The sequence below is a fragment of the Bacillus cereus ATCC 14579 genome, from assembly GCF_000007825.1.
Taxonomy (GTDB): Bacteria; Bacillota; Bacilli; order Bacillales; family Bacillaceae_G; genus Bacillus_A; species Bacillus_A cereus.
The window spans coordinates 1154391-1170847 of sequence record NC_004722.1 but is presented as its reverse complement, the minus strand read 5'-3'; the positions used below and the strand labels follow the sequence as shown (position 1 = coordinate 1170847).

Here is a 16457-nt window from a genome sequence, read left to right as displayed (position 1 = left end):
AAATCGGCCTACGTTTTAGCAGGAAAATTATTGCGAATCGTTTCAAGCGCATGCTCTTTCACAATTTGTTTTCCATACTCACTTACACGATGAATTGTTAAAGTTGATTCTTCTCCATATTCTAAAATAATACTTAAAATACGATCGATTTCTTCTTCATCATGTAGCACTTCATCGAATTCCACATATACATAATAGCGGTCCTCAAATGAATACAGCTCATCTTTTATATCTTCAAAGATAAGACGATGACTTAATGAAATGACATCTTCAAAATCATTAAATTTAATTAAAAAGCCAAACGTACCATCTTCATTAAAGTTTGTTCCTGTTTGTTCTTCTACCTCTTCGACTAATTCTTGTTGGAATAATGATTCGATGCCTTCATCTAGAGGAATATCTATAATTTTGTCTACCCCTATCGGTAGTTCCAGCTTTTGTCCGTCCTTTGAAAGCTCTGCTTTCGTGACAAGTACTTCAATCCCTTTATCGACTGCTTGCACTTGAATCCATAACGGTCCATCAATAAAGAAATCGTCATGATCACGAGCTTCGTCCATCATCTCCCAAAAGAGCTCTTCACTTCGTTCGCGATCATACCAAATTTCTTCACGATTAAATCCTCTATCCTCTATATCAATGTACGTAATAAAAAATTTCATCGTATGATCATTAATTCTTTCAATATCCAAAATACAACTCTCCCTTCCTGCTTAGAATTGTTATGAAGGGATTCCCCACTCATATGACAAATCAATAGATTCTTGTACTCTCATTTTATGATAAGATTCTCCAGAATGGAAATAAAATCGATTTATTTTACAAAAATAGTTATATGCCTATCTTTACTCGATAAACTACATAAATATATTATTATAGCGATTTCTTACTTACAAAAAATTTGGACATACATTTCCACATTCCCCCGTACACTGTAATAAAGTGAAACTTCTATTAGAAGAGATTATTTAACAACAACTTTCTTCATCACATACATATAGTTCGCTTATTAAAACATCATAAATGGAGGCAGACGAATGGACTTAGAGTTTTTAACATCCGTACTAATGATTGTCGGTATCGATGTTGTATTAGGTGGTGACAATGCAATCGTCATCGCACTAGCTAGCCGAAATTTACCTGAATCGAAACGAAATAAGGCTATTTTGATCGGTACTCTTTTAGCGATTGTACTAAGAATCATCCTTACTATACTAGCTGTCTATTTACTCGACATTCCATTTCTACAATTGATTGGCGGGGTTTTACTTACATTAATTGCAGTCAATTTATTAACCGATAATAGCAACGATCTTTCTTCTATTCAAGGAAAAACAACTTTATTTCAAGCTGTGCGGACAATTGTTTTCGCGGATCTCGTTATGGGGTTTGATAATGTTATTGCCATTGCAGGTGCAGCTCACGGGAGATTTTTACTCGTCATAATCGGCTTACTCATTTCTATCCCGATTATTATTTGGGGCAGCAAACTTATTTTAATACTTATGGAACGATTTCCATTCCTCATTTATTGCGGTGCAGCGATTCTTGCCTATACTGCAGGAAAAATGGTTACACATGAAGACAGACTTGCAACCTTTTTTCATAACAATCCAAGTTTCACTACAAGCATTCCTTATTTGTTCATTTTCACTATTTTATGCATCGGCTTTATCGTACAACAAGTTCGATTACGCAATGTGAAACATTAAAAAAAACCTTCTACTATATAATAGGTAGAAGGTTTTCATATTATTATAATTAATTTACAAGACGTTGTGCTTCACGTAATTGGAACGTTCTTACTGTACGTGGTAAGAAACGACGAATTTCGTCTTCGTTGTAACCAACTTGAAGGCGTTTCTCGTCAATCATAATTGGACGACGTAAAATCCCTGGATAGTCACGAATCATCTTATATAAATCTTGAAGTGGTAAAGACTCTAAGTTTACATTCAATTCTTGGAAAACTTTCGAACGAGTAGAAATAATCTCATCCGTTCCGCTTTCTGTCATACGTAAAATCTCTTTAATTTCCTCAATCGTTAATGGATCTGAGAAAATATTACGTTCTGTATAGGGAATATGATTTTCCTCTAGCCATAATTTCGCCTTTCTACAAGACGTACAGCTTGGAGAACTATATAATGTTACCATACAAAGCTCACTCTCCTTAAAGAGTACAAATTCTGTACTAAATACAGTTTTAATTTCTAACTTCAGCAATTTTTCGCGATAACTTGTCTTATTGAAAAGTACAAAAATCGCATTTCATGTAAGCAACAACTTATAATAAACAACAATTACTTTTAATAAGTAACTTCTATAATCATTATACAATAGATTTTGCAAGAAATATACAGTAAATTTCCTGCTAGTTGAGAAAACTCTTCCGTGCATTTCACTGCTATGTAACATGATTACGCTCACTTCAGCTGTACTTTAACAATAACTTTCAATCCTTTTACTACTCACTTCTCATAGATTTTTCATATAATATATAGTTATTTATCTATAATCTTCCCTATGAAAAAGAGAACGTTTTCTTACTTTTTCTTGATAAATCAATTAAGAAATGTAAGACTATACAAATGAGAATAAAAAGGAACATTTGTTCTCATTTTAACAAATATCCTCCCTCCTGTCTACACGATTTCTAAAGTAAATTAAATATTTTTCTGACATTTCTTTCTTTTTCATTTTTTATCTCATACAATAAACATACAGACAGGCAAAGGGGGAGTTTTCAAATGATTGCTTTTTTTATTGATTTTATTACGGTTGCTGCCCTCATCATCGGAATAACAGCATTGATTGGTGTCATTACAAATAGCATCGGCGAAAAGCTCTTTGGTGGAAAAGAAAAAATGAAGTTTGTTAACAAAAGTTTGGATGTACAATCTGGCTGGAACCAAGTTGGCGGAAAAGGCATTTATAAGAAACGAACGTATTAAAAAAAAAGCAGGCGATCACCTGCTTTTTTTTTATTTCTCTACTGACGCCCATTTAAAGCTTAAATCGCCGCCATATTTATGGTTATACATATTTTTAATTGAATCTCTTTGTAAATATGCTCTACCACGTTGATATACTGGAACGATCGCAGCATCATCAAGTAACATTTTTTCTGCTTCTAATAAGTTCTTCCAACGAGCATTTACATCGCTTCCATCTTTTTTCGCCTTCATAATGATTTCATCGTATTTTGGATTAGAGTACTTCATCTTATTTTGTGACCCATCTGTTACAAACATATCAAGATATGTAATTGGATCTGGGAAGTCCGCACTCCATCCAGAGAATGACATGACATAATCGCCCGCATCTTCTAATTTTAGTTTTTGTGCGAATGGTTGTTGTTTAATTTTTACTGTTAAACCTGGTAAATTCTTTTCTAATTCACCTTTTAAATATTCACCAGTTTTCTTTGATAACTCTACATCTTCATTTAATAATTCTAATTCGATTTCATTTTTACCAAGTTCTTTTTTACCAGCTTCCCAATATTTCTTCGCTTCTTTCACGTTTGGTTTTACAATATCCCCGTTTACAGCACGGAAATCTTTTTTATCTGGTCCTTTAATGAAGTTATCAGGAATTAATCCTGTTGCTGGCTTAGAACCGTTATTTAATAATGTATCCACGAATGGCTTACGGTCAAAAGCAAGTGAAATTGCTTTACGAATATTTTTATTTGCTAAAGCTGGATCTTTTTGATTTAAACGAAGGAAGAATACAGATGTATCTTCTACTGTTTGGAAATCTGGTTTTCCTTTATATTTATCAATAAACTCCGCTAATAACGACGCTCGATCAATTGCATTTGTTTCATATAAGTTAATTGGCGTAGATGTATCTTTTACAATATTAAAGTTTACTTCTTCAATCTTCACTTCTTTATTGTCCCAATATGACGCGCTCTTTGTCATTTTAAAGCTACGTTCATGTTGCCAATCACTTAATGTAAATGGTCCGTTATAAAGCGTTGTATTCGCTTCCAAACCAAACTTCGTACCTTGCTCTTTCACAAACTTTTCATTCACAGGATAGAAGATTGGATATACCATTAAATCTACAAGGTATGGAATTGAATTATCTAATTCCACTTCTAATGTATAATCATCAATCGCCTTTACCCCTAATTGATCCGGACTCATCTCTTTTTTATTAATTTTCTCTGCATTTTTTATATCATACATAATGTACGCTGATTTCGCAGCTGTATCTGGGTTAATCGCTCTTTGCCATGCGTATACGAAATCTTTTGCCGTCACAGGATCACCATTTGACCATTTTGCGTCTTCACGTAATTTAAATGTATATTTTTTACCATCTTCTGATTTTTGGAATTCCTTCGCTACACCAGGAACTAGCTTATCATCTTTTCCTAAACTGTATAAGCCTTCCATCGTATTACCCATTACTCTTGAAGAAACTGCATCAGCTGATAACGCTGGATCCATCGTTGGAATTTCTTGCGTTTCAATTAAGTTAATAACTTGCTTCGCACCGCTTTTCCCGCTATCCCCTTTTGCGTTCGCTTGCGGTTCATCTTTTTGGTAGCTACATGCCCCTAACATCATGCTCATTGCTACTGTTGATACTACAAAAACTGGCATCTTTTTTTTCATACTTCCACCCTCCATAAAAATGTTAGCCCTTTCATTTTCAAACAGAAAGAAATATATATATGTTCTAATAATTCATATTATACACACAAATATATTTTTTGTATATTTATATTTCTATTTCATTAAAATTTCCTGTTAAAAAATAAATCTTTGTAAACGTTTCATATTGCTGATTATTCTTACTAAAGTGTTAAAAACAATATTTTTTATACTTTTCTAAATTATCAGAGAAAAATGAATTTTATATCTCATAATACTTTATGTATAATTATCCTTTTGTTTTTATCATAAAATAGCACTCTCTTCATAATAAAAATATGTAGGCTAAAATGAGTGCAAAGGTTAAGAAAGTATGTTACGATACATTTTGCTAAAAATAGATATCGGTAAAGAGGGGACGGACATGGCAGCAATTCAGGCAAAAAACGGGCCTACTGAGAAATTAAGTTTATTCTTATTAACATGGCCTATTTTTCTAGAAGTTTTTCTTTTTATGTTAATGGGGATCGCTGATACTTTCATGTTAAGTGCATTATCAGACGATGCTGTATCTGGGGTTGGTGCAGCGAATCAATACCTCCATATCGCTATTTTGGTACTAGAAGTCATCGGGAACGGCGCAGCTATCGTCGTATCTCAATACCTCGGTTCCAAACGCTTTATGGAAGCATCTAAAATATCAGCATTAGCCGTCACATTAAATTTAATAGTTGGGCTCGTTATAAGCACTGGTTTTCTTTTATTTTCGAAACATATGATGCTCGCAATGAACTTACAAGGCGATGTACTAACGTATGCGCAAAACTACTTATCTATCGTCGGAGGAGCCATCTTCCTACAAGCTATTATTAACTCATTAGCCGCAATTATCCGTGTACACGGTTTTACAAAGCAAGCGATGTTTATTTCACTCGGAATGAATATGATTCATATCGCTGGAAACTACGTACTCATTTTCGGGAAATTTGGTTTTCCTGAGCTCGGTGTACAAGGGGCTGCCATTTCTTCTGCTGTCAGCCGACTTATAGCGCTTATTGTTTTCTTCTGGTTACTATACCGCGTTATGGAATATCGTGTGAAATTACAATATTATTTCACCTTATCAAAAGAATATATCGGAAAAATTTTAAAAATCGGGATTCCATCTGCTTTTGAGCAAGTTATGTATCAAGCTTGTCAAATTGTCTTCTTATACTATGCAACATATTTAGGAACGGAATCGTTAGCGGCTAGACAATACGCTACGAACATTTCTATGTTCACTTATTTATTCGCTATTGCAATTGGTATGGGAACAGCCATTATTATTGGCCGCCTCGTTGGTGGTGGCGAAAAAGATGAAGCATACGAACGCTTGTGGAAAAGTGTAAAATGGGCGATTGGTGTAACTTTATGTATGGTCGCTCTCGTTATTACATTCCGTACACAATTAATGGGACTGTTTACAGATAATCCGTACATTATCGGGTTAGGCGCAAGTGTTCTTTTACTAAGTGTACTACTTGAAACGGGACGTACGATGAATATCGTCATCATTAATTCGCTTCGTGCAGCTGGTGATGCAAAATATCCTGTTTTAATCGGTGCATTCTCTATGGTGTTAATGAGTTTACCACTAGGTTACTTTTTCGCCTTTCATTTAGATATGGGGCTCGTTGGTATTTGGCTAGCAATCGCCATCGACGAATGGACACGTGCCATTATTATGTTCTTCCGCTGGAAAAGTAGAGCATGGGAGCGTTATGCACTTGTTAAACCTGAAGAACAAGAGGAGAATGTTTCTGTTCAAGTTCAGTAATTTTGCATATGGATATCACTAATGATACATGAGATTTATATCGGCGATTCTTTAAATATATCGACTGACCGACAAATGTATACAATTCTTTTATATAGTAGAAAAAGAGCCATCCTTCCATAACAGAAGAATGGCTCTTTTTCTTATTGATAAATCTCTTTATATTTCTTGTACTCCGCTTCCGAACATAGTACGAAATGTCCCGGGCGAATTTCACGCATTGTTGGTGCTTCACTACCATAATTATGCTGTGATGGATCATATACGATACGTTTACGATTGCGCTCATAATCTGGATCTGGAAGTGGAATCGCTGATAATAGTGATTTCGTATATGGATGAATTGGATTCGCATATAATTCATCACTTGTTGTTAACTCAACGATTTGGCCACGGTACATTACACCAATACGATCACTAATGTATTTTACCATTGATAAATCATGGGCGATGAATAAGTATGTTAAACCTTTTTCTTTTTGTAACTTTTTCAGTAAGTTTACAACTTGCGCCTGAATCGATACATCAAGTGCTGAGATCGGCTCATCGGCAATGATAAATTCTGGGTCTACAGCAAGCGCTCGAGCGATACCGATACGCTGACGTTGTCCACCTGAGAATTCGTGTGGGAAACGGTTTGCGTGCTCTTTATTTAAACCAACTGTGTTTAATAGTTCATGAACACGGTCCATGCGCTCTTTTTTACTTTTCGCTAATCCGTGAATATCAATACCTTCTGCGATAATATCCCCTACTGTCATACGAGGATTTAATGATGCGTATGGATCTTGGAAAATCATTTGCATTTTACGGTTGAATTTCTTCAGTTCTGCGCGTGATTTCTTACCATGTACGTTTTCACCATCAAACAATACTTCACCAGCAGTTGCATCATATAAACGAATAATCGTTCTTCCAGTTGTCGATTTACCACAACCTGATTCTCCTACAAGACCAAATGTTTCTCCGCGGTAAATATCAAATGAAATATCATTAACCGCTTTGACAACACCACCACTCACGTCGAAGTGCTGCTTTACATTTTTTACTTCAATTAATTTCTCACGTTGTTTAGTCATGTTGTTCACCTGCTTTCATTTGAAGAATGCGTTTTTCAACGACTGCTGGCGGTTTTACTTCTGGAGCTTGCTCGTGAAGTAACCAAGTTGCCGCATAGTGCGTATCACTTACTTTAAATAAAGGTGGGTCCATTTCAAAATCAATTTTCAGTGCCTGTGGGTTACGTGGGGCAAAAGCATCTCCCTTTGGCGGCTTCAATAAATCTGGAGGCGTTCCAGGGATTGCATATAACTCTTCTTCTGAACCATCTAAACTTGGCATAGATGCGATTAAACCCCAAGTATATGGATGTTTCGGATTGTAGAAAATTTCATCTACAGTTCCAATTTCAACAACTTTACCAGCGTACATAACTGCCACTCGGTCCGCAACGTTTGCTACTACACCTAAGTCATGCGTAATGAAAATGATTGCTGCTTCTGTTTTTTGCTGAATGTCTTTCATAAGTTCTAAAATTTGCGCCTGAATCGTAACGTCTAGCGCTGTTGTCGGCTCATCGGCAATTAATAATTTCGGGTTACAAGCTAACGCCATCGCAATAACTACACGCTGTCTCATACCACCTGAGAATTGGTGAGGATATTGTTTTAAACGAGCTTCTGGATTTGGAATACCTACAAGGTCAATTAATTCTAAAGCAACTTTACGTGCATCTGCTTTACTCATTCCTTGGTGTTTAATTAGACCTTCCATAATTTGATTTCCAATTGTCATCGTTGGGTTTAATGATGTCATTGGATCTTGGAAAATCATCGCGATATCTTTACCGCGTACTTGCTGCATTTCTTTTTCTGTTAATTTCGTTAAGTCACGACCTTCAAATACGATTTCACCATTTTTAATGCGTCCAGGAGGATTCGGAATTAATCCCATTAACGCTTTAGAAGTAACTGATTTCCCTGAACCAGATTCTCCTACAATCGCCAATGTTTCTCCTTTTTCCAAATCAAAAGTAACGCCGCGTACAGCTTGTACTTCACCTGCATGTGTATCAAAGGAGACTTGTAAATCTTTTACCTCTAACAATGTTTTCATCTTTGCCTCTCCCCTCTTTTACTTACGCATTTTTGGATCTAACGCGTCGCGTAATCCGTCTGCCATTAAGTTAAACGCTAAAATTAATATACTGATGACAACCGCAGGGATGAACATCATATGCGGATACGTTTGAATAGATTTATAACCATCATTTACAAGAGAACCTAGTGACGCAAATGGCGGCTGAATTCCTAAACCGATGAAACTTAAGAACGCTTCACCAAACACCGCTGATGGAATTGTAAACATTGTCATTACGATAATAGGTCCCATTACGTTTGGAATTAAATGTTTCACAATTAATTGTGTATTTGTTGCACCTAATGTACGAGATGCTAATACATATTCTTGGTTTTTTAACTTTAAGATTTGTCCACGAACAATACGCGACATCCCTATCCAACCTGTAATCGCCATCGCGAGTGTAATTGACCAAATACCAGATCCCATAATGATTACCATTAAAATAACGATGATTAAGTATGGAATACCGTTAATAATCTCCATAATACGTTGCATAATGTTATCTACTCTACCGCCGTAGAATGCTGAAATACCTCCGTATGCAACCCCAATTACTAAGTCAATTGCTGCTGCTAAAAGAGCGATATATAATGATACGCGTGTACCTTCCCATGTTCTTGTCCATAAGTCACGGCCAAGATCATCTGTACCAAACCAGAAGTACTCTTTAATATCACGTTTTTCATATTGGTCAACACCATATTGATCTGTACCGTCAAATGGTAACCAATGAACATTTTCAATAACTGGAATTTTTGGTGGTAATTTCGCTCGACCTAAATCTTGCTCTTTATACGAGTGTTTACTTACCATCGGTCCAAAAATCGCTAATAGTGCAATGATAACTAATAATACAAGGCCAAGCATCGCACCTTTATGTTGGAATAAACGTCTTCTTACATCTTGCCAAAACGTTAGGCTTGGACGGGCAATGACTTCATTATCAACATTATTTTGATTGGCTTGTTGAAATAAATCTGGAGATAATTTTTGTACATCTTTCATCATTTTTTCCCTCCCGCTAAACGAATACGAGGATCAATAATTCCGTATAAAATATCGACAATGAAAATAACTAAAATGAAGATTGCACTATAGAAAATCGTAGTTCCCATAATAACTGTATAGTCATTTAAAGTAATCGATTTAACGAATTGTTCCCCAAGTCCTGGTACAGCATAAATTTGCTCGATAACAAGTGTTCCTGTAATTAATGCCGCAACCATTGGTCCTAAAATTGTTACAACTGGAATTAACGCATTACGAAGTGCATGTTTGACAATAATAACGCCTTGGCTAATTCCTTTCGCTTTCGCTGTTAAAATGTAATCGGCTTGCATAACTTCAATTAATTCTGCACGAGAGAAACGTGCGATTGTTGCGATAACTCCCATCGATAATGCAATTGTAGGCATTACAGTAAACTCTGGTCCTTTCCAGAATGCTACTGGGAACCAGCCAAGTTTTACCCCTACGAAATATTGCAGTAATGCGGCGAATACGAATGATGGTACCGACATTCCGAGTACCGAAATAACTGTTGCACTATAATCTACCCACGTATTATTACGAAGTGCGGCAACAATACCTAAAATTAAACCGATAAATGTTCCTAATATAATCGCTTGTAAACCTAATTGGGCTGATGGTCCAATACGATCCACAATCATGTCTGTTACTGGGCGGTTATCATATTGGAATGATACCCCTAAATCACCTTTTGCTAGGTTACCTAAGTAACGTGCGTATTGAACTGGTACCGGATCATTCAATCCGTATTTTTCAAGAATGATTTCTTTTTGTGCCGGTGATAGCTTCTCCTGGTTTTTAAGCGGAGAACCCGGAAGTAATTTCATCAAAAAGAAAGTCAGTGTAGTAATTAAAAATAATGTCAAAGCCATGTACACGAAACGTTTTAATACATAACGTCCCATATCAAGCACCTCCCCGTTTTTCTCAAAAGCAATAAGATAGTTTAAAATATTCTTACTTTTATTTTTTTAAAATAAGAGCATATGCCCATCATAGGCATATACCCTTGTAAACGATGGAAAAAAAGATTATTTTTGTTCAACAGATGCCCATTTGTAAGTTAATTTACCACCATAGTTAATTGGGATAATATCTTTTACGGCACCTTTTACTACATACGCTGAACCTTTTTGGAAGATTGGAGTGATAACTGCATCCTCTTTAATTAACATCTTCTCTACTTCTAGAAGGTTGTCCCAGCGAGCTTGTAAATCTTTTGTATCTGTTTTAGCTTTTAGGATTAACTCATCATATTTCTGATTAGAATACCCTGTTTTATTTTGAGAACCATTCGTAACAAACATATCTAAATATGAGATTGGATCTGGGAAATCTGGTCCCCAAATACCAAACGCAATATCATATTGCTGAGAATCTTCTAATTTATTTTTTTGTGCGAATGGTTGCTGTTTAATTTTAATTGATAAACCTGGTAAGTTCTTTTCCATCTCACCTTTTAAGAATTCCCCAACTTTTTTAGCATCTTCATTATCAAAGTTTAAGAATTCTAGTTCGATTTTATCAGTTCCAAGCTCTTTCTTCGCTGTTTCCCAAAGCTTTTTCGCTTCTTTTGGATTTGTTTCAACTAGCTTTCCATTTTCAGCTCGGAAATCTTTTTTATTCGGACCTTCAGCGAAATCTTTTCCAACAAATCCGTAAGCTCCAATTGCACCGTTATTTAAAATAACTTTTGCAATGTTATCACGGTCAAAGGACATTGAAATTGCTTTTCTTAAGTTTTTATTACTTAAGTACTGATTACTTTGGTTAAATCTTAAGTAAGCAACCCCTGCTTCTTTTCTTGTTTGGAACTCTGGGCTTTTTCTAAATTTATCAACAAATTCAGACGTTAAAGCCGCTCGATCAATCGCGTTTGTCTCATATAAATTTACATCAGTTGCTGTATTTTTTACAATATTAAAGTTGATTTCTTCGATTTTAACCGTTTTATTATCCCAATATGAAGGATTCTTCTTGAATTGGAAACTTTGTTCATGTTTCCAATCACTCATAACGAATGGACCGTTATATAATGTTGTATTTGCCTCTAAACCAAATTTATCCCCTTGTGCTTTTACAAAGTTTTCATTTAGTGGGTAAAATACTGGATAAACTGTTAAATCGATAAAGTAAGGAACGGGATTGTCTAATTCTACTTCTAATGTATAATCATCAATCGCTTTTACACCTAATTGGTCAGCAGGTAATTCTTTTTTATGAATTTTCTCTGCATTTTTAATATCGAACATAATGTACGAATACGTTGCTTTTGTATCTGGATTTACTGCTCTTTTCCATGAATACACAAAATCTTTAGCTGTTACAGGTTCCCCATTCGACCATTTCGCATCTTTTCTTAATTTAAATATGTATTTCTTCCCATCATCTAGCTTTTCGACATCTTCTGCAACTCCAGGCATTCTCTTTTGATCTTTGCCAATACGATATAAACCTTCCATCGTATTATTTAATGCTGTAGAAGATGAAGAATCAGATGCCAATGATGCATCCATTGACGGAATTTCAGATAACTCTGTTAAATTAAGAATCTGTTTTCCGTTACTACTACTCGTAGCGTTCTCTTTCCCTTTTGCTTTTGCGTCATCTTTTTGGTAGCTACACGCGCTAAGCAACATACTTGCAGTTAAAGTTGATGCAAGTAATAACGGTATCTTTTTCTTCATGTTGTGTTGCCTCCCCTAATTGCACTTCCTGTACCCTCACTTGTTAAAAAGTAGAATTGAAAGAATAATCTCCAAGTTTCTACAATTTTCATTATACATATAATATAACAATTGTGAATATAGTTTTTTGTTTTTTTGTTAAAATTTTTAATAAAATATTTATATTTTTAATTTTTCGTAAAGGGATACATTAACATTGCTACCATCATCTTAAAATCAGACCTTTAATTGCGTATAATTTTCAAAAAATTAATCCTAGTACTTATTATAGCTTTTATAGTATAATAATTCTAGTAATATTTTGACGGAGGGGAATATTTTGAATAAAGTTTTTTTTCATACTTGTATACTAATTTTTATAGCGATGATTGCTTCTAGTATTGGCGCATTCCTCATTTCATCTCAATTTTTGTTGAACTTTGTCAACATTTTGTTTTATATTGCACTGTTTTTTATTCTTATCGGCGGTTTTTTATACATATTTCAAAATGGTTTTTTCAATGTAACCATTTACGCATTCCAAAGAGTATTTGGTACGAACAAAAAGATTGACTCTTTAATTGAAGAAGTCGAGGAACCTACAGATAAGAAAGAACGTATTTATAAAACATATTCATTCAAATGGACATATCCAATTTGTATTACAGGTATCTTCCTTGGGTTGTTCTCGACCCTCATTAGCTTTACTATTTTGATGTAGTTTGCAAACACTATCCCATATGATATAATAATCAGCAAAACATTTTGTTATAAAACTTTAGTTCTTTCATATTAAAAGAGCTCAAGTAACAATAAATAAATTTATATGTATGCGATGATAAAGAAGAGTACATATTGAGGCAATTTCAGAGAGCTTGTGGTTGGTGTGAACAAGTAATTGTACAGTATGGAATGGGCTTTTGAGCACCAAACCGAACCGAAAGTAGTAGGCTTTGGCGTTATATCCAAACGTTATTATGGATTAGAGAGATTTCACAGTAGTGAAATAATTAGGGTGGTACCACGGTCCATTCGTCCCTATAGTTTTTGGGATGAATGGGCTTTTTTGTTTGCCTTCTCTTCCCCACATCACGCATTCTATTTTAGGAGGAATTACTTATGTCAGTTATCTTTTCTGGTATTCAACCAAGTGGAACGATTACACTTGGAAACTATTTAGGAGCAATGAAGCAGTTTACAGAGCTTCAAAATGAACACGACTGTTATTTCTGTATTGTAAACCAACATGCGATTACAGTACCTCAAGATCCCGTCGGGCTTCGTAAAAACATCCGCAGTCTTGCTGCACTTTATGTAGCATGCGGCATCGATCCTGAAAAAGCTACTTTATTTGTACAATCAGAAGTACCAGCACACGCTCAACTAGGATGGATCATGCAATCTGTTGCTTACGTTGGAGAATTAGAACGTATGACGCAATATAAAGATAAGCTTCTGGTAGAGATTCAGTTCCAGCTGGATTACTTACGTATCCACCATTAATGGCTGCTGATATTTTACTTTACAACACTGAAATCGTGCCGGTTGGTGATGACCAAAAGCAACATATCGAATTAACACGTGACTTAGCAGAGCGTTTCAACAAACGTTACCGCGAAATCTTCACAATGCCTGAAATTCGCATTCCAAAAGTAGGAGCTCGCGTTATGTCATTAACAGAGCCTACGAAAAAAATGAGTAAATCTGATCCGAATCCAAAATCAATGATTAGTATGCTTGATGAGCCAAAAACAATTGAAAAGAAAATTAAGAGTGCTGTAACTGACTCTGAAGGTATTGTGAAATTTGATAAGGAAAACAAACCTGGTATCTCTAATTTATTAACAATCTACTCTTCATTCTCTGGAAAAACAGTTGAAGAAATCGAAGCAATGTACGAAGGAAAAGGATACGGCGACTTCAAAGGCGACCTAGCGCAAGTAGTCGTAGAAGCTATTCGTCCAATCCAAGACAAATATAACGAACTAATCAACTCACCAGAACTAGACGAAATCCTAGACAAAGGTGCAGAAAAAGCAAACCGCGTTGCATTCAAACAACTACGCAAAGTAGAAAACGCAATGGGACTAAGCAGAAAACGTAGGTAACATATAAAGCGGAGGCGACTGCTTAGCCCTGACGTCTAAGAACCTTTCCCACAGAAGGTGCTTTTTACCTTCTTGTGGGGAAGGTTCTTAGACGCGAAGGGTTAGGAGCCGGAGCTAGATTACATATAAAGCGGAGGCAGCTCGTTCAGCTCTGACTGGATAAGGTTCTTTCGCATAGAAGACGCTTTTTGTCTTCTTATGCGGAAGGTTCTTAGACACGAAGAGCTCGCTGCCGGAGCTGGATTTCTACAAAAAGCGGAGGCGGCTCGTTTAGAATGTGAAGGCGCGAAGCCACCGAACATTCTTGCCGCTGGAACTAGATTTCTACAAAATTAAAAAACCGCCAATTGGCGGTTTTTTAATTTACCTTTTGCTCATTTTCCATTTCCCATAACTTTTCAAAAAATGGCTGTCCTTTTACGAGACGCTCGCATAATTGTTCGTGCTTATCAGACCAGCCTGTTTTCGCTTCATCATACAGCTTAGCCCAAATATCTTCAAATTCCATATGTTGAACCATTCCATATGCTGATGGATCCCACTCTGTGAACCAATAGCGAATTTCTGCTGTGTTTTTCGTTGTATGTAATTGATCTAACGCCATAAATAATAATTGTTTTAGCTGTCTTTCTTTACGAGTCAAGCCATTCATAATGAAAGGCGATGGTGATAAAATATGATGTTCTTTTTCTGTTTCTTCTACTTGGAACTCATACTTTTCTGCTTGTACGTTTTCTACCATCTCATATACCATCTGCTCTTGACGTGGTATAAGTCTACTTTTGCGAATTGGTACATTGTAACCAATTGTGTCAATCGCAATAATTCCTTTTCCATTCTGTAACAACAAAGCAATACTCTTGCTGCAAACGTTCATGATTTTTACGAATATAAGCCTTATGATGTACGTCTTCAGCATTTTTTGCGGAAGCTCTAACAATTCGTTCTCGATGTAATGATATAATGTGGCATCTACTTTTAATAATGGCACTTGATCTAATAGCTCAATCGTATCATCTTTCCGCCATTCGTAAAAATGACAAACGTTATACCCATTTTCTTCACCTTCAAACCAATTTACCCATACATCATGTAGATATAACATTCACTACCCCTCACTTCACTACTGTTTGTACCAATCATTATGTTCATTTTTGCTTAACTTTATTCCACTTGAGGAAATATATTCTAATTATTATTTTTTCTTCTATTAATACTAAAAAAACAGGAAATAGAATTCCTGTTTTTTTATATATGAAATGTATTTGCTTTATTCAATATTTCTTTTGCATCTATAGATAATAAAGAAAGTGTATCTTCTCCTTCCAAAGTTACACAATCTTTGACAATATGAAATCCAAGCGCATAGCCAAGCATCTTCGGATAAGAGTGAAAGCCATTTAATAAGATGTCATGTTCCCTTGTTCCTCGTTTTATACTTATTCTTTCATGTACAACATTTTTCCAATAATAAACAGCCTCTTCTTTTGAAAGATACGCCGTCCACGGTGCATTGTTTTTTTCTGTATACCTTTCTGTTACTGCTTGTTCCGCTAGCCCTTCCATAATCATCGTATCAAGTAATGTATATTCTGTTTCTTTCGTCTCAATTTGATGTAACCTGCATATGTGATGATATTCATGCGCCAATAACACTTTTAATTCTTCTACCGAATTCCGCCCACATACGAATAAGAAAATAACATGACGCATAGATAATCCAGCCCTACCGTTATACTCTTCTTGTACAGTTTGATTATAGGAATCTGATAATAAAATAAAGACAGGGACATCTGGACCTTTTAACCAATTTTTCAGTTTATCATACTCCAGGCTCAATTCTTTCCAAATTTCCTTTTCTTCTAATTCTTTAATTTCCTTTTCTCCGCGCATGATCGGGCGATACATCCCTTTTGAAATTAAAAAGCGATACAACCTTTCTTTTGGCAACGGAATATACTTCGTAAATTTCTCACAAAGTTTTTCTGGCCGTCCATAATATAAATGTAACCATTCAGCTGTTTCAACAATCCCCATCTTTATCCCTCCTTTTTCTTATGTATATGCTACAGGAGAAAAAGGC

15 protein-coding genes, 1 pseudogene and 1 other annotated feature are annotated in these 16457 nt (G+C 35.5%); of the genes and pseudogenes, 6 read left to right on the top strand and 10 right to left on the bottom strand.

Going from position 1 to position 16457, the window contains the following annotated elements:
- Positions 1–8: 8 nt before the first annotated feature.
- Entirely contained in the window at positions 9–692 is a 684-nt protein-coding gene (mecA, locus tag BC_RS05945) for an adaptor protein MecA (RefSeq protein WP_000350713.1), read from the bottom strand.
- A gap of 345 nt (positions 693–1037) precedes the next feature.
- On the opposite strand from mecA, the gene BC_RS05940 reads away from it, so the two are divergent.
- Positions 1038–1712, top strand: a complete 675-nt coding sequence (locus tag BC_RS05940) for a TerC family protein (RefSeq protein ID WP_000362607.1) — start codon at positions 1038–1040, stop codon at positions 1710–1712.
- A gap of 49 nt (positions 1713–1761) precedes the next feature.
- Here BC_RS05940 and spx read toward each other — a convergent pair whose 3' ends face one another.
- The gene (gene spx / locus BC_RS05935) at positions 1762–2157 is read right to left on the bottom strand and encodes a transcriptional regulator Spx (protein WP_000258267.1); all 396 of its coding nucleotides are present in this window, start codon (positions 2155–2157) and stop codon (positions 1762–1764) included.
- A gap of 593 nt (positions 2158–2750) precedes the next feature.
- Here spx and BC_RS05930 point away from each other — a divergent pair.
- On the top strand, positions 2751–2954 hold the full coding sequence (locus BC_RS05930) for a hypothetical protein (RefSeq protein ID WP_000559971.1): 204 nt from the start codon (positions 2751–2753) through the stop codon (positions 2952–2954).
- A 30-nt stretch (positions 2955–2984) separates the two neighbouring features.
- On the opposite strand, the gene BC_RS05925 is transcribed toward BC_RS05930, so the two are convergent.
- Positions 2985–4631, bottom strand: a complete 1647-nt coding sequence (locus tag BC_RS05925) for a peptide ABC transporter substrate-binding protein (protein WP_000728609.1) — start codon at positions 4629–4631, stop codon at positions 2985–2987.
- Between the two features lie 352 nt (positions 4632–4983).
- On the opposite strand from BC_RS05925, the gene BC_RS05920 reads away from it, so the two are divergent.
- Entirely contained in the window at positions 4984–6429 is a 1446-nt protein-coding gene (locus BC_RS05920) for an MATE family efflux transporter (protein WP_002182545.1), read from the top strand.
- Between the two features lie 143 nt (positions 6430–6572).
- Here BC_RS05920 and BC_RS05915 read toward each other — a convergent pair whose 3' ends face one another.
- The 5 genes from BC_RS05915 to BC_RS05895 all read right to left on the bottom strand — a co-directional run bounded on the left by BC_RS05915 (position 6573) and on the right by BC_RS05895 (position 12287).
- On the bottom strand, positions 6573–7508 hold the full coding sequence (locus BC_RS05915) for an ABC transporter ATP-binding protein (protein ID WP_000166348.1): 936 nt from the start codon (positions 7506–7508) through the stop codon (positions 6573–6575).
- Positions 7501–8544: an ABC transporter ATP-binding protein gene (locus BC_RS05910; protein ID WP_000854337.1), complete on the bottom strand. Its 1044-nt coding sequence runs from the start codon at positions 8542–8544 to the stop codon at positions 7501–7503. The genes BC_RS05915 and BC_RS05910 overlap by 8 nt, the downstream gene beginning before the upstream one ends.
- An 18-nt stretch (positions 8545–8562) precedes the next feature.
- A complete protein-coding gene (gene opp3C / locus BC_RS05905) occupies positions 8563–9579 on the bottom strand; it encodes an oligopeptide ABC transporter permease (RefSeq protein ID WP_000974106.1) in 1017 nt (338 codons plus the stop codon).
- Positions 9576–10505 (bottom strand): oligopeptide ABC transporter permease, encoded by a 930-nt coding sequence (gene opp3b, locus BC_RS05900; protein ID WP_000534167.1) that lies wholly within the window; start codon positions 10503–10505, stop codon positions 9576–9578. Before opp3b ends, opp3C begins: the two co-directional genes overlap by 4 nt.
- A 126-nt stretch (positions 10506–10631) precedes the next feature.
- Entirely contained in the window at positions 10632–12287 is a 1656-nt protein-coding gene (locus tag BC_RS05895) for a peptide ABC transporter substrate-binding protein (protein WP_000727217.1), read from the bottom strand.
- Between the two features lie 319 nt (positions 12288–12606).
- On the opposite strand from BC_RS05895, the gene BC_RS05890 reads away from it, so the two are divergent.
- The 3 genes and pseudogenes from BC_RS05890 to BC_RS27575 all read left to right on the top strand — a co-directional run bounded on the left by BC_RS05890 (position 12607) and on the right by BC_RS27575 (position 14710).
- Positions 12607–12987 (top strand): DUF3899 domain-containing protein, encoded by a 381-nt coding sequence (locus tag BC_RS05890; protein WP_001044997.1) that lies wholly within the window; start codon positions 12607–12609, stop codon positions 12985–12987.
- 105 nt (positions 12988–13092) lie between these two features.
- Positions 13093–13309, top strand: a binding site (T-box leader).
- 76 nt (positions 13310–13385) lie between these two features.
- Positions 13386–14374: pseudogene (trpS, locus tag BC_RS05885) on the top strand (tryptophan--tRNA ligase).
- 198 nt (positions 14375–14572) lie between these two features.
- Positions 14573–14710 carry a hypothetical protein gene (locus tag BC_RS27575; RefSeq protein ID WP_001233403.1) on the top strand — a complete coding sequence of 46 codons (138 nt, stop codon included), beginning with the start codon at positions 14573–14575 and terminating at the stop codon, positions 14708–14710.
- 22 nt (positions 14711–14732) lie between these two features.
- Here BC_RS27575 and BC_RS05880 read toward each other — a convergent pair whose 3' ends face one another.
- Positions 14733–15479, bottom strand: coding sequence for a YjbA family protein (locus BC_RS05880; protein WP_011109911.1), 747 nt, complete (start codon positions 15477–15479; stop codon positions 14733–14735).
- Between the two features lie 143 nt (positions 15480–15622).
- The gene (locus tag BC_RS05875) at positions 15623–16411 is read right to left on the bottom strand and encodes a DUF2268 domain-containing protein (protein WP_000513272.1); all 789 of its coding nucleotides are present in this window, start codon (positions 16409–16411) and stop codon (positions 15623–15625) included.
- Positions 16412–16457 lie beyond the last annotated feature (46 nt).

Coding starts and splice junctions, on each gene's coding strand:
- BC_RS05940 (WP_000362607.1), top strand. CDS start 1,038: ATGGACTTAGAGTTTTTAACATCCGTACTAATGATTGTCGGTATCGAT.
- spx (WP_000258267.1), bottom strand. CDS start 2,157: ATGGTAACATTATATAGTTCTCCAAGCTGTACGTCTTGTAGAAAGGCG.
- BC_RS05930 (WP_000559971.1), top strand. CDS start 2,751: ATGATTGCTTTTTTTATTGATTTTATTACGGTTGCTGCCCTCATCATC.
- BC_RS05925 (WP_000728609.1), bottom strand. CDS start 4,631: ATGAAAAAAAAGATGCCAGTTTTTGTAGTATCAACAGTAGCAATGAGC.
- BC_RS05920 (WP_002182545.1), top strand. CDS start 4,984: ATGTTACGATACATTTTGCTAAAAATAGATATCGGTAAAGAGGGGACG.
- BC_RS05915 (WP_000166348.1), bottom strand. CDS start 7,508: ATGACTAAACAACGTGAGAAATTAATTGAAGTAAAAAATGTAAAGCAG.
- BC_RS05910 (WP_000854337.1), bottom strand. CDS start 8,544: ATGAAAACATTGTTAGAGGTAAAAGATTTACAAGTCTCCTTTGATACA.
- opp3C (WP_000974106.1), bottom strand. CDS start 9,579: ATGATGAAAGATGTACAAAAATTATCTCCAGATTTATTTCAACAAGCC.
- opp3b (WP_000534167.1), bottom strand. CDS start 10,505: ATGGGACGTTATGTATTAAAACGTTTCGTGTACATGGCTTTGACATTA.
- BC_RS05895 (WP_000727217.1), bottom strand. CDS start 12,287: ATGAAGAAAAAGATACCGTTATTACTTGCATCAACTTTAACTGCAAGT.
- BC_RS27575 (WP_001233403.1), top strand. CDS start 14,573: ATGCGGAAGGTTCTTAGACACGAAGAGCTCGCTGCCGGAGCTGGATTT.
- BC_RS05880 (WP_011109911.1), bottom strand. CDS start 15,479: ATGTTATATCTACATGATGTATGGGTAAATTGGTTTGAAGGTGAAGAA.
- BC_RS05875 (WP_000513272.1), bottom strand. CDS start 16,411: ATGGGGATTGTTGAAACAGCTGAATGGTTACATTTATATTATGGACGG.